At 72.4% G+C, this 13,094-nt stretch carries 10 protein-coding genes; 8 read left to right on the top strand and 2 right to left on the bottom strand.

The window, feature by feature from the left end:
* Nucleotides 1-57 precede the first annotated feature (57 nt).
* Genes kdpA through ACFT2C_RS24735 form a run of 5 tightly spaced genes read left to right on the top strand, consistent with a single transcriptional unit; the run spans nt 58 to nt 7,963 of the window.
* Nucleotides 58-1,722, top strand: a complete 1,665-nt coding sequence (kdpA, locus tag ACFT2C_RS24755) for a potassium-transporting ATPase subunit KdpA (RefSeq protein WP_377209746.1) — start codon at nt 58-60, stop codon at nt 1,720-1,722.
* Nucleotides 1,719-3,962 (top strand): potassium-transporting ATPase subunit KdpB, encoded by a 2,244-nt coding sequence (gene kdpB, locus ACFT2C_RS24750; protein WP_377209745.1) that lies wholly within the window; start codon nt 1,719-1,721, stop codon nt 3,960-3,962. The genes kdpA and kdpB overlap by 4 nt, the downstream gene beginning before the upstream one ends.
* Before the next feature lie 35 nt (nt 3,963-3,997).
* Complete coding sequence (kdpC, locus tag ACFT2C_RS24745) at nt 3,998-4,624, top strand: potassium-transporting ATPase subunit KdpC (RefSeq protein WP_377209744.1); 627 nt, start codon at nt 3,998-4,000, stop codon at nt 4,622-4,624.
* Nucleotides 4,625-4,628: 4 nt separating this feature from the next.
* Entirely contained in the window at nt 4,629-7,232 is a 2,604-nt protein-coding gene (locus tag ACFT2C_RS24740) for a DUF4118 domain-containing protein (RefSeq protein WP_377209743.1), read from the top strand.
* Nucleotides 7,233-7,279: 47 nt separating this feature from the next.
* Complete coding sequence (locus tag ACFT2C_RS24735; protein WP_377209758.1) at nt 7,280-7,963, top strand: response regulator; 684 nt, start codon at nt 7,280-7,282, stop codon at nt 7,961-7,963.
* A gap of 81 nt (nt 7,964-8,044) precedes the next feature.
* On the opposite strand, the gene ACFT2C_RS24730 is transcribed toward ACFT2C_RS24735, so the two are convergent.
* On the bottom strand, nt 8,045-8,818 hold the full coding sequence (locus ACFT2C_RS24730; protein ID WP_377209742.1) for a DUF4118 domain-containing protein: 774 nt from the start codon (nt 8,816-8,818) through the stop codon (nt 8,045-8,047).
* 123 nt (nt 8,819-8,941) lie between these two features.
* Between ACFT2C_RS24730 and ACFT2C_RS24725 the strand changes: the two genes are divergently transcribed.
* Both ACFT2C_RS24725 and ACFT2C_RS24720 read left to right on the top strand, forming a co-directional pair.
* Nucleotides 8,942-9,619, top strand: a complete 678-nt coding sequence (locus tag ACFT2C_RS24725; RefSeq protein WP_377209741.1) for a TetR/AcrR family transcriptional regulator — start codon at nt 8,942-8,944, stop codon at nt 9,617-9,619.
* Nucleotides 9,616-11,001: a phenylacetate--CoA ligase family protein gene (locus ACFT2C_RS24720; protein WP_377209740.1), complete on the top strand. Its 1,386-nt coding sequence runs from the start codon at nt 9,616-9,618 to the stop codon at nt 10,999-11,001. Before ACFT2C_RS24725 ends, ACFT2C_RS24720 begins: the two co-directional genes overlap by 4 nt.
* Before the next feature lie 33 nt (nt 11,002-11,034).
* On the opposite strand, the gene ACFT2C_RS24715 is transcribed toward ACFT2C_RS24720, so the two are convergent.
* Nucleotides 11,035-11,913, bottom strand: a complete 879-nt coding sequence (locus ACFT2C_RS24715) for an alpha/beta fold hydrolase (RefSeq protein ID WP_377209739.1) — start codon at nt 11,911-11,913, stop codon at nt 11,035-11,037.
* Between the two features lie 114 nt (nt 11,914-12,027).
* Between ACFT2C_RS24715 and ACFT2C_RS24710 the strand changes: the two genes are divergently transcribed.
* Nucleotides 12,028-13,094: glycosyltransferase (locus ACFT2C_RS24710; RefSeq protein ID WP_377209738.1), on the top strand; the 1,067-nt coding region annotated here is incomplete at its 3' end.

The raw sequence follows: 13,094 nt of genomic DNA, 5'->3' as shown, positions 1-13,094 counted from the left end.
CGGCCTCGTGTACCTGTTCGTGGCGCTGATCCGCGCCGACCGGACGCGGTGATCACCGTGACCCCGGTTCTCGCGGCGGTGGCCCAGATCCTCGTCCTGGTCGCCGCGCTCGCCGCCGTGCACGCGCCGCTCGGCGCGTATATGGCGCGCACCTACACCAGTCCGAACCACCTGCGCGTGGAGCGGCTCTGGTACCGCGCCGTCCGCGTGGACCCGGACGCCGAGCAGCGCTGGACCACCTACCTGATGTCCCTGCTGGGCTTCTCGCTCGTCTCCGTCCTGTTCCTGTACGGGATGCTGCGCCTGCAGGCCTACCTGCCGTGGAGCCTCGGCTTCAGCGGGTTCGACCCGGCCGGCGCCTGGAACACCGCCGTCAGCTTCGTCACGAACACCAACTGGCAGTGGTACTCGGGCGAGGCGGCCGCCGGCCACCTGGTCCAGATGGCCGGGTTCGCTGTGCAGAACTTCGTGTCGGCGTCTGTCGGCATGGCGGTTGCGATCGCCCTGGTGCGCGGCTTCGCCCGCTCCGGTACCGACGCGCGCGTCGGCAACTTCTGGTCCGACCTGACCCGCGGCGTGACGCGGATCCTGCTTCCCTTGTCGGTGCTGGCCGCTATCGTCCTCATCGCGTCCGGCGTCATCCAGAACCTGGACCCGCACACCGCCATCAGCACCGTCGAGGGCGCCACGCAGCACGTGCTGGGCGGCCCTATCGCCTCCCAGGAGGCCATCAAGGACCTCGGGACCAACGGCGGCGGCCCGTTCAACGCGAACTCCGCGCACCCGTTCGAGAACCCGACGCCGTTCACGAACATCCTCGAGATCTTCCTGCTGCTGGTCATCCCGTTCACCCTGCCGCGCACGTTCGGCATCATGGTCGGCGACAAGCGCCAGGGCTGGGCGATCCTCGGCGTCATGGCCGGCCTCTGGGCGGCGTCGTTGGTGCTGACCACCTGGGCCGAGATGGCAGGCCCCGGCGCCGCGCCCCAGGCAGCGGGCGCCGCCATGGAGGGCAAGGAGTCCCGGTTCGGGCTCGCCGCGAGCGCCCTGTTCGCGGTGTCGACGACGGCGACGTCCACGGGCTCGGTGAACTCGATGCACGACTCGTTCACGGCGCCGGGCGGCGGGATGCTGCTGTTCAACATCCTGCTGGGCGAGGTGGCGCCGGGCGGCGTGGGCGCGGGCCTGTACGGGATGCTCATGCTGGCCGTGGTCGCGGTGTTCGTGGCGGGCCTGATGGTGGGCCGTACCCCGGAGTACCTGGGCAAGAAGATCGGCCGTCAGGAGATGACCATCGTCGCGCTGTACGTGCTGACGGTGCCGGCGCTGGTGCTGGTCGGTACGGCGGTCGCCGTCGTCGTGGAGCCGGGGCTGGCGGGTATCCAGGACCCTGGTGCGCACGGCCTGTCGGAGGTGCTGTACGCGTTCGCGTCGGCCGCGAACAACAACGGGTCGGCGTTCGCCGGCCTGGCCACGGGTACCCCGTTCTACGAGGTGGCGCAGGGCCTGGCGATGCTCGCCGGGCGGTTCATCCCGATCGCGCTGGTGCTGGCCCTGGCCGGCCGGCTCGCGAGCCAGACGACGGTACCGGCGACGTCGGGCACCCTGCCGACGCACCGCCCGCTGTTCGCGGGCCTGCTGGCCGCGGTGACGATCGTCGTCGTCGGGCTCACCTTTATCCCCGTCCTTTCCCTCGGTCCCGTTGTGGAGTCCCTGTCATGACCATCGACACCCGGAACGCTCCGGAAGTCCCCACCCAGGAGCCCGCGTCCGGCGGGATCCAGCACCACTCGAAGCGGGCGACGCCGCGGGCCCTGACCGCGGCGCAGGTGCGTTCGGCGCTCCCGGGCGCGCTGCGCAAGCTCGACCCGCGCGTGCTGTGCACCTCGCCGGTGATGTTCGTGGTCGAGGTGGGCGCGCTCGTCACGACGGTGCTGGCGATCGTCGAGCCGGGCGTGTTCGCCTGGTGGATCGCGGTGTGGCTGTGGGCGACCGTGTTCTTCGCGACCCTCGCGGAGTCCGTGGCGGAGTCGCGCGGCAAGGCGCAGGCCTCGACCCTGCGCGCCACCCAGAAGCAGACGACGGCGCGCAAGGTCGTCGCCCCCCAGGACACGCTGGACGCGGGCACCCGGCTGGACCTGCTGGAGACCCGGGAGGAGCCGTCGTCGACGCTGCGGGTGGGCGACGTCGTGGTGGTCGTGGCGGGCGAGACGATCCCGGGCGACGGCGACGTCATCGAGGGCGTCGCGTCGGTGGACGAGTCGGCAATTACCGGCGAGTCGGCACCGGTGATCCGCGAGTCCGGTGGCGACCGCTCGGCGGTCACGGGCGGCACCGTGGTGCTGTCCGACCAGATCGTCGTGCGGATCACGGCGCCGGCCGGCTCGACGTTCGTGGACCGGATGATCGCCCTGGTCGAGGGCAGCGAGCGGCAGAAGACGCCGAACGAGATCGCGCTGAACATCCTGCTCACGTCGCTGACCATCGTCTTCCTGCTGGCGGTCGCAACGCTGCAGCCGTTCGCCGTGTACTCGGGCTCGCGGCAGTCGCTGCTGGTCCTGGTGGCGCTGCTGGTCTGCCTGATCCCGACCACGATCGGCGCGCTGCTCAGCGCCATCGGCATCGCGGGCATGGACCGGCTGGTGCAGCGCAACGTGCTCGCGATGTCGGGCCGCGCGGTCGAGGCGGCGGGCGACGTCGACGTCCTGCTGCTCGACAAGACCGGCACCATCACGTACGGCAACAGGCGCGCCACCGAGGTGCTGCCGGTGGGCACCGTGGCGCCGCGCGAGCTGGCCGCCGCGGCCCGCCTCGCCTCGCTCGCCGACGAGACCCCGGAGGGCCGCAGCATCGTCGACCTCGTCGACGCCGAGCACGGCCCGGGCGGGGACCTGCCGCTGGAGGCCGCGCTGGTGCCGTTCACGGCCCAGACCCGCATGTCGGGCGTCGACCTGCCGGTCGCATCGGTGGTTGAGCTTGTCGAAACCGGGGTCTCGACAAGCTCGACCAGCGGCGGGAGCTCGACCACCGATTCGCGGGTTGAGCCTGTCGAAACCCACCGCATCCGGAAGGGTGCCGGCAGCGCCATCCAGCGCTGGGTGCACAGCACCGGCGCGCACGTCTCCGAAAAGGACGCCGCGGAGCTGGCGGCGCACGTCGACGCCGTCTCCCGGCTGGGCGGCACACCGCTCGTCGTCGCCGAGCAGGTGGGCGAGGCGCCCGCCCGCGTGCTCGGCGTCGTCCGCCTGAAGGACGTGGTCAAGGAGGGCATGCGCGAGCGGTTCGACGAGCTGCGTGCCATGGGCATCCGGTCCGTCATGGTCACGGGCGACAACGCCGTGACCGCGCGGGCCATCGCCGCCGAGGCGGGGGTGGACGATGTCCTGGCGGAGGCCACGCCCGAGGACAAGCTCGACCTGATCCGCCGCGAGCAGGAGGGCGGCAAGCTCGTCGCGATGGCCGGGGACGGCACGAACGACGCCCCGGCGCTCGCCCAGTCCGACGTCGGCGTCGCGATGAACACCGGCACGTCCGCCGCCAAGGAGGCGGGCAACATGGTGGACCTCGACTCCGACCCCACCAAGCTCATCGAGATCGTGGAGATCGGCAAGCAGCTCCTCATCACGCGCGGCGCCCTGACCACGTTCTCGGTGGCGAACGACGTCGCGAAGTACTTCGCGATCCTGCCCGCCATGTTCGTGCCGGTGTTCCCGCAGCTCGAGGTGCTGAACATCATGCGGCTGGGCAGCCCCGGCTCGGCGATCCTGTCGGCGGTCATCTTCAACGCGCTGATCATCCTCGCGCTGATCCCGCTGTCACTGCGCGGCGTGCGGTACCGCCCGGCGTCGGCGTCGGCCCTGCTGCAGCGCAACCTGCTGATCTACGGCCTCGGCGGCCTGGTCGCGCCGTTCATCGGGATCAAGCTCATCGACCTCGTCGTCTCGCTGCTGCCGGGCCTGTAGCCCGGCCCGCACGGCAGACCGGAAAGGAAACTCACATGGCAACGACCACAGTGGCGAGCGACCTCGCGACGCTGACCCGCCACTCGATGGCGGGGCTGCGCATGCTGCTCGCCTTCACCCTCGTGACGGGGCTGGCCTACCCGCTCGCGATGACCGCCGTCGGGCAGGTGGCCTTCCCCTGGCAGGCGAACGGCTCGCTCGTCCGGTCCGACGGCGCCCACACCACCTCGCGCTCCGATGCGGTGGGCTCCGCGCTCATCGCCCAGGGCTTCGCCGGCGCGGAGTACTTCCACCCCCGCCCCTCCGCCGCCGGCGACGGGTACGACACCCTCGCGTCCGGCGGGTCCAACCTGGGCCCGCTCAACCCCGACCTGGTCGCGACGATCGAGGAGCGCAAGGCCGCGGTCGCGGAGGAGGACGGCGTGGACCCGGCCGACGTCCCTGCGGACGCCGTCACGGCGTCGGGCTCCGGCCTCGACCCGGACATCAGCCCGGAGTACGCCGCGATCCAGGTGGCGCGGGTGGCGAAGGCGCGCGGCCTGTCCGACGCCGAGGTCGAGCGCCTCGTCGCCGAGCACACCGCCGGCCGCGACCTGGGCGTGCTCGGCGAGCCGCGGGTGAACGTGCTGGAGCTCAACCTTGCCCTCGATGCCGCAAACTGAGGACATGACCACCGGACGCCGGGGCCGCCTCACCGTCTACTTCGGGGCGGCCCCGGGCGTGGGCAAGACCTACGCCATGCTCGACGAGGCGCTGCGGCGTTGCGCGCGGGGCACCGACGTCGTGATCGGGCTCGTGGAGACGCACGGGCGGGCGGCGACGATCGCCAAGATCGGCGACCTGGAGATGGTCCCGCGCCGGCTCGTCGAGCACCGCGGGTCCACGCTCACGGAGCTCGACGTCCAGGCCGTGCTGGAGCGGGCGCCCGACGTCGCGCTCGTGGACGAGCTCGCGCACACCAACGCCCCGGGTTCGGAGCACGCCAAGCGCTGGCAGGACGTGCACGACCTGCTGGACGCCGGCATCGACGTCGTCACCACCGTCAATGTGCAGCACCTCGCGTCGCTGACCGACGACGTCGAGGCCATCACCGGCGTCCGGCAGCGCGAGACCGTGCCCGACCAGGTGGTACGCGACGCCGACCAGATTCAGCTCGTCGACCTCTCTCCCGAGCAGCTGCGGCGCCGGCTCGCGCACGGCAACGTGTACCGGGCGGAGCAGATCGACGCGTCCCTGTCGTCCTACTTCCGGGTCGGCAACCTGACGGCGCTGCGCGAGCTCGCCCTGCTCTGGCTCGCCGACCGCGTCGACGACGCCCTGACCAGGTACCGCGCCGACCACGCCATCGGCGGCACGTGGCCCGCCCGCGAGCGCATAGTCGTGGCCGTCACCGGCGGCCCGGAGACGGAGACGCTGCTGCGCCGGGCCGCGCGTATCGCCCAGCGAGCCGCGGGCACGGAGCTGCTCGCGGTGCACGTGCTGCCGACGGACGGCCTGCCGTCCACGCCGCCGGCCACCATCGCCGCCCACCGGGCGCTGGCCGAGTCGCTCGGCGGCACGTTCCACACGGTGGTGGGCGAGGACGTGCCCTCGGCCGTCGTGGACTTCGCGCGGGGGGTCAACGCGACCATGATGGTGGTGGGCGTGTCCCGGCACCCCGTGTGGCGGCAGGCGCTGCTCGGCTCCTCCAGCGCGGAGATCGCGCGGCTGTCGGGCGCCATCGACGTGCACCTGGTGACGCACGAGCAGGCGCGCGGCGGCGTCCGCGCGTCGCGGTACTCGTCGCTGTCCCCGAAACGCAGGATCGCGGGCTGGCTGACGGCGGTCCTGATACCCGTGCTGCTCACCCTCGTGCTGGTGCTGTTCGGGCGCGACGAGGAGAACCTGCCGAGCCACCTGATGATCTATCTCGCCGGCGTGGTGGCCGTGGCCCTCGTGGGCGGGCTGTGGCCCGCGCTGGTCACGTCGCTGGTCTCGTTCGCGCTGCTGAACTGGTTCTTCACCGAGCCGACCGGGGTCCTGACCATCGACCAGCCGGAGGACGTCGTGGCGCTCGTCGTGTTCCTGCTGGTCGCGGGCTCCGTCGCGTCGGTGGTCGACCTGGCCGCCCGGCGCACGACCCAGGCCTACCGGGCGCGCGCCGAGGCGTCCACGCTCGCCGCCCTGTCGCGGTCGGTGCTGTCGGGCGAGGACACCGCGCAGGCGATAGTGCAGCGTCTCGCCCAGACCTTCGCGATGACCGACGTGCGCCTCGAGGCGCGCGCCGACGACCGGGCGGCGTGGACCGTGGTGGCCCACGAGAGACGGGCTACCGAGGCCGGATCCGGCGCGGCGCCCGCCGGAGTGGGGAAGACCCGTGCGGGGGCGGCCGGCTCAGTGGAGGTCGGTGCGGGGGAGGACGGGACCGTCACCGAGGTCGCGATCGACGACCGGCACCGGCTCGTCCTCGCCGGGCGGGTGCTCCCTGCGAGCGACCGCCAGGTGGTCGAGGCGTTCGGGGCGCAGGCCGGCATCGTCCTGGAGCACCGGCGGCTGCGCGAGCAGGCCGCGCAGGCCGAGGTGCTGGAGCGCACGGAGAACACCCGGACCGCCCTGCTCGCCGCCGTCTCGCACGACCTGCGCACCCCGCTCGCGGTGATCCGCACGGCGGTGGACGGCCTCGCCTCGCCCGACGTCGAGCTCGACCGGGAGGACCGCGACGTCCTCACGGCCACCATCGCCGACTCGACCTACCGGCTGGAGCGGCTCATCGGCAACCTCCTGGACCTGTCCCGCCTGCAGACCGGCGCGGTCCGGCCGACCCTGCGCGCCGCGTCCCTGGAGGAGGTGGTGCCGATAGCCGTCGAGCCGTGGCTGTCCGACCTCGTGCTCGACGTGCCGGAGGACCTCCCGCTCGTGCACACCGACCCCGGCCTGTTCGAGCGGGTCGTGGCGAACGTCGTCTCCAACGCGGTGCGGCACTCCCCGCCCGGCGCCAAGGTGCTGTTCACGGCCTCCGCGGCGCGCGACTCGCTGGAGCTGCGCGTCGCCGACTCCGGTCCCGGCGTCCCCGACGACCGCAAGGCCACCATGTTCGAGCCGTTCCAGCGGCTGGACGACACGAGCGCGGGCGGCCTCGGGCTCGGCCTGGCCGTCGCGTCGGGGCTCGCGGACGCCGTCGGTGCCCGGATCGCCGCCGAGGACACGCCCGGCGGCGGCCTGACGATGGTGCTCACCGTGCCGCGCGAGGCGTCGCTGGATTCTGAGCCGGGTGATGGGATGGTCCAGTGACTGCTGAGCCGGACGGCGCTGGGGAGCGGGCGTCTGCGCCCGCGTCGATGCCGGGCAACCGCGTGCTCGTGGTGGACGACGACGCCGCGCTGGCCCGCGCCCTCGCCATCAACCTGCGGGCGCACGGCTGGGACGTGACGGCCGCCCCGACGGGCGCCGCGGCGCTGGACGCCGTGGCGTCGGCCCGGCCGGACGTGGTGCTGCTCGACCTCGGCCTGCCCGACATGGCGGGGCTCGACGTCATCGAGGGCATCCGGGGCTGGACCCGGGTGCCGATAGTCGTGCTGTCCGCGCGGCAGCTCGGCGACGACAAGGTCGACGCCCTCGACGCCGGCGCCGACGACTACGTGACCAAGCCGTTCGCGATGAACGAGCTGCTCGCGCGGCTGCGGGCCGCCGTCCGCCGGGCGGAGCCGGCCCAGGCGGAGGAGCCGGTCGTCGTCGCGGGCGACCTGCGGATCGACCTGGCGCGGCGGCAGGTGTCCCGCGCCGGGACGGAGGTGCGGCTGAGTCCCACCGAGTGGGCACTGCTGGAGGTGCTCGTGCGCAACCGCGGGCGGCTCGTGGACCGCAAGCTGCTGCTGCACGAGGTCTGGGGCCCGGCGTACTCGACGGAGACGAACTACCTGCGCGTCTACACGGCGCAGCTCCGGCGCAAGCTGGAGAAGGACCCTTCGCAGCCGCGGCACATCCTCACGCATCCGGGGGCGGGGTACCGGTTCGAGGAATGAAGCCGGTCGCCGGGTCGGGTGGTCGATGCCGACCCGGCGCCCTACCGTCGAGCAGCCCGTTCAGTAGGGGCCCGCTCTGCGTCAGCTCGTGGTCTTTCCTTCGTCACGCACGGCGGCGACCTGGTCAGCCAGGAGGACGGCGATCAATCGCTGTTCCTGGGTCGCGAAGTTCACGTGCGACACCGCGGTGACCAGAAAGTAGCCGATGATCTCAGAGCCTCGGTGCACCAGGACGGCGACGTACTCGTCGGTGGGCAGGCCGACACGATCGACGTCGACCGTGCGATTGTTGCGGGTCAGGACGCCGTCCTGGTCCAGGACGGCGATACGCGCGTCCCGTACCGGCCCCAGGACGTAGCTGCAGTCGTCGGCGCCGAGCACGTCGGTGATCTGACGTGCCACGAGATCGGTCACAGTTTCGCTGGGCATGCCTTCGGCCGCTGCGCGCGCGGCGCCGAGCACCCCCGCGAGATAGCCCGAGCGCCGGGCTGCTCGTCGCTGCTGCCGGTACCCCCACAGGGCGATCTCGGTCACCACAAGACTGATCACGACGAGAAGAACTGTCGCTTCGATGTCGTCGGCGTCCGCGATGGTGAAGCGCTGGTAGGGCTCGGTGAGGAAGAAGTCGAACCACACCCCGGCCGAGAAGGCGGCAAGGAGGGCGGCCAGCCGGTCACCGGTGGCCGCGGCAGCGACCACCAGCACGACCAGGACCAGCACCGACGTCGCGGCGGTGACATAGTCGCGGACCGTCGACAAGATCGCGCAGGCCAGCAGCGGCGCCAGTACAGCGGCCACCCGCACCGACGGATGCCACCACGCCGCTTGCGGCCACGCCGAGACTCTTCCGGTCATGCTGCACCCCCTCGGATCATGGTGGCGCTCACGGTGATCCCACGCGAGCGCTAGAACGTTCATCACGCCGCCGGGGCAAAACTTCCAGTTGATGGAAAAATCCATGGGATGTATGTTCGGGGCGTGGACGAGTCGAGGCGCGCGCGGAAGAAGCAGCTGACCCGGGAGCGGATCGTCACCGAGGCGATCAGGCTGTTCGGGGACCAGGGGTACGACCAGACCACGGTGGCGCAGATCGCCGCCGCGGCGGACGTCGACCCCAAGACGTTCTTCAACTACTTCCGCACCAAGGACGAGGTGCTGTTCAACGACGTCCAGGGCGACTTCGACGTGCTGATCGCGGCGATCGACGGGCACCGTCCGGGGGCGAGCCCCGGCGAGGCGCTGGCCGAAGCCGTAGGGGCCTACGCAGCGCACCGCCGGCCCAAGGTTCCGGCGAGGCGGCCCGTGGAGCTGTCCGCCGCGACCCGGCTGGCGCTGTCCACACCGGCGCTCCAGGCCAAGGGCCTCTACCTGCTGCTGGACCTGCAGCGGCGGATCGCGGACGAGCTGGTGAAGACGTTCCCCGGCCGGCTCGACCCGATCACCGCGGCCGCGATGACCGGTGCCCTGCTGGGCGCGGTCCAGCAGGCGGGCCTCGCGAGCGTCCGCCTGGGGCGGTCGCAGGAGGAGCTGTGGGCGGCCGCCGCGCACGCCGTCGACGTCGCGCTGGACGGGCTGCGGTGGGCGCCGTCGTCCGCCGAGAGGCCGACTGGCGATGAGAGCCCAAGTCCCACCACAGAGAGGACCGACGCATCATGACCGACAGCATCCGCAGCCTGACCCGTGCCGCCCGCCGCGACGCGCGCCGCGACCTGCGGGACGGACCCGCGGCGATCGTGCGGCGGCAGCGCGCCCACCTCGCCGAGATCGTCGCCTATGCGCGCGAGAACTCGGCGTACTACCGCGAGCTGTACCGCGACCTGCCGGACGGCGTGGACGATCCGGCGCTGCTCCCGGTCACCGACAAGAAGCTGCTGATGGCCCATTTCGACGACTGGGTCACCGACCGCCGGGTGACCCGGGAGAAGGTCGAGGCGTTCGTCGCCGACCCCGAACTCGTCGGGGCCCGGTTCCAGGAGGACTACCTGGTGGCGACCTCCTCCGGCACCAGCGGCCTGCGCGGCCTGTTCCTGCTGGACGAGCGGAACATCGCCATGTCCACCGTCCTCGCGTCGCGCACGAACGGGCAGCTGGGGGTCCGCGACGCCCTCCGCATGCTGGCCCACGGCCTCCGTACCGCCGCCGTCACCGCGCCTGGTGGGCACTTCTACACGGTCGCCGGGATGGAACGGTTCCGCCGCGACCACCCGCGCCTCAGCCGGATCATGCGGGTCTTCCCGATCGACCAGCCGCTGGCGGCCATGGTCGACGGGCTCAACCGGTACCAGCCCGCGACCCTCGCCGGGTTCCTGAGCTCGCTCACCCAGCTCGCCGGTGAGCAGGAGGCCGGCCGCCTGCGCATCCGCCCGTCGCTCGTCATACCCGGCGGCGAGACCCTGACGCCCGAGGCCCGCGAACGGCTCGCCACCGCGTTCCACGCCAAGGTCCGGGCCGCCTATGCCGCCACGGAGTGCGACTTCCTCAGCATCGGCTGCGCGCACGGCTGGTACCACGTCAACGCCGACTGGGTCGTGGTCGAGCCGGTCGACGCCGACGGGCAGCCCGTCCTCGCGGGCGAGCCGTCGCACACTGTCCTGATCAGCAACCTCGCCAACCGGGTCCAGCCATTCCTGCGCTACGACCTCGGCGACAGTGTCCTGGTCCGCCCCGACCCCTGCCCGTGCGGCAACCCGCTGCCCGCGCTCCGGGTCGAGGGGCGAGCCGCCGACATGCTCACCTTCCCGACCAGGGACGGCGGGCATGCCAGCATCTCGCCGATGCTCTTCGGCACCCTGCTGGACCGCACGCCCGGCATCGACCGCTTCCAGGTCGTCCAGACCGGGCCTGCCGAGATCCGCGTGCGGTTGGAGGCGCGGCAGGGCGCCGACGCGGACGTCGTCTGGCGGGCCGTCCGCGACGAGATCGCGCACCTGCTCACCGAGCACAAGGCCGACCACGTCTCCGTCGAGCGCGCCGAGGAGCCGCCCGAGCAGTCTCGCGGGGGCAAGGTCCGCCGGGTCGTCCCGCTCGCCCCGGCGTGAAATTGGGTCGAGGCCAAGTGGCTCAGGTCGCGGCTACTCGTCCAGGAAGTGTCTGACCGCGTCGGCGACCAGGTCATGCCCCGGTCCGATCCAGAACAGGTGCGTGGGCGAGGGCAGCTCGACGAGCCGGGAGTCCTCGAGGTGGGCCTGAAAGTCTTCGGCGTGCGCGTAGTCGACGCCGCCGTCGTACGGCGAAGCGGTGATGAGAACGGGGCTGCGGACCCGCGCCAGTGCTGCCATGCGCTGACCGGCGTCCTTCGCCCGGGCCTGGCGCAGGTCGTTGACGAAACCCGAGCCCGAACCCATGCTGTTGAAGACTCCCCGAGCCTGGTCCTTCTCAGCGGCCGAGAGGTCGTCCCACCACTGGCCGGGTGAGAGCGTGGAGAGCCGGGCAAGCATCGCCCGCAGGCCGCGATCCGAGCGGACGAGCCGCCGGACCAGCCACCACACCGCGGGTTCGAGTGCTGGAGAGAACGCGACCGGCCCGAGGAGCGCCTCGGCCCGCGAGTCGGGGTAAGGCAGGGTGGAGGGCGCGCCGCTGTGCAGCACGAGTCGTTCGACGCCGATCGACCTGTGTCCGGCCACGTGGACGGCCTGGAGGCCGCCGAACGAGACGCCGACCGCCGCCGCGGGGGCGAGCACGCCGAGCTGCTCGCACACCTCGCGCACGACGTCGGCGAACGCGGCGGCGTCCATCGAGCCGACCTGGGTCCGCCCGTAACCAGGGCGGGAGAACGAGACCACCTCATGCCCCAGCGCGGTGTAGATGCCCTGCCCGCAGTCGGTCGAGGAGCGGCAGTGCCCGCCCGGGAAGAACAGGACCGCCGGCCGGTCCCCATCGGTCCGCGTGATCTCGACGGGGCCCGCCGCGGTGACCACCAGCCGTGTCGTCGACCTCGGGTTCGTTGTCATCGGGCGGTCCCGTCATCGGCGGTTGTCATTCTGGCATCCTGCTCCTACTGTCATGACTGGTGTGCCGGGAAGCCTGGTCGGCGTTCATTTCGTCGACCCTGAGGGAACTTTCCGATGAAGGCACTGATCATGACCCTGGGCACCCGCGGGGACGTGCAACCGTTCGTCGCACTGGCGCGGGCGCTGGACGCCGCAGGCCACGAAGCCGTGCTGTGCGCGCCGCACCGCTTCGCCGAGCTCGCCACCGGGAACGACGTGACGTTCGCGGGGGTCGACGACGGCCCGCTGCGACAGCTCGACACGCCGGCCGAGGCCGATGAGGCGTTCGGCGGCGGCGTGCGGACGCGGCTGCGGCAGATCCGCGAGATGCCGTCGATGTTCGACCAGGTCCTGGCCGACTCCTGGCAGGTCGCCGCCCACGGCGCCGGCAAGGGGGCGGACGTCGTCGTTCACAACGGGCAGATCCTGGCCGGCCAGCACGTCGCCGAAGCGCTCGGGATCCCGGCCGTCCTGGGGCTGCCCCTGCCGATGTACGTTCCCACGCGCGAGTACCCGTGGCCGGGGCAGTCCCTGCCCTTCGGGCTCCCCGGCTGGCTGAACCGGGCGACGTTCGCCGGGATGCGGCTGCCGGCGTCGATGTTCGGCCGGGTGATCGACCGGTGGCGTCGGGACACGCTCGGCCTGCCGACCCGGCCCGGCCGGCACGACCCGACAATGCGGCCCGACGGCGGCCCGGCCCCCGTGCTGCACGCCTACAGCCCGTCCGTGCTGCCGCGGCCGGCGGACTGGCCCGCGGGAGCCGAGGTCACCGGGTACTGGTTCCTCCCGCCCGAGCCCTCGCTCCCGGCCGACGTCGAGCAGTTCCTGGCCGACGGCCCCGCTCCGCTGTTCGCCGGGTTCGGCTCGATGTCGGGACCGGACGCGCAGTCGCGTACCCGGGCGGTGATCGAGGCCGCGGCCCTGACCGGCAACCGGCTCGTGCTGGCTACCGGCTGGGGCGGGCTCGACGCCGGGGCGGCCACCGCCGCGGCGTCGGACCTCGGTGTGGAGCTGCTCGTGGTGGGCGACGTGGACTACCAGACGCTATTCCCGCGGATGGCCGCGATCGTGCACCACGGCGGAGCCGGCACCACGGGCACGGCGTTCACGGCGGGGCGACCGCAGGTCGTGTGCCCGTTCGT

The organism is Promicromonospora sp. NPDC057138, from assembly GCF_042670845.1.
Taxonomy (GTDB): Bacteria; Actinomycetota; Actinomycetes; order Actinomycetales; family Cellulomonadaceae; genus Promicromonospora.
This window is presented reverse-complemented; position numbering and strand designations above follow the sequence as displayed.

What these genes read in the sequence shown, in the direction of transcription:
- ACFT2C_RS24730 (WP_377209742.1), bottom strand. Translation starts at nt 8,818, where the DNA reads ATGACCGGAAGAGTCTCGGCGTGGCCGCAAGCGGCGTGGTGGCATCCG.
- kdpC (WP_377209744.1), top strand. Translation starts at nt 3,998, where the DNA reads ATGGCAACGACCACAGTGGCGAGCGACCTCGCGACGCTGACCCGCCAC.
- ACFT2C_RS24715 (WP_377209739.1), bottom strand. Translation starts at nt 11,913, where the DNA reads ATGACAACGAACCCGAGGTCGACGACACGGCTGGTGGTCACCGCGGCG.
- ACFT2C_RS24740 (WP_377209743.1), top strand. Translation starts at nt 4,629, where the DNA reads ATGACCACCGGACGCCGGGGCCGCCTCACCGTCTACTTCGGGGCGGCC.
- ACFT2C_RS24720 (WP_377209740.1), top strand. Translation starts at nt 9,616, where the DNA reads ATGACCGACAGCATCCGCAGCCTGACCCGTGCCGCCCGCCGCGACGCG.
- kdpB (WP_377209745.1), top strand. Translation starts at nt 1,719, where the DNA reads ATGACCATCGACACCCGGAACGCTCCGGAAGTCCCCACCCAGGAGCCC.
- ACFT2C_RS24735 (WP_377209758.1), top strand. Translation starts at nt 7,280, where the DNA reads ATGCCGGGCAACCGCGTGCTCGTGGTGGACGACGACGCCGCGCTGGCC.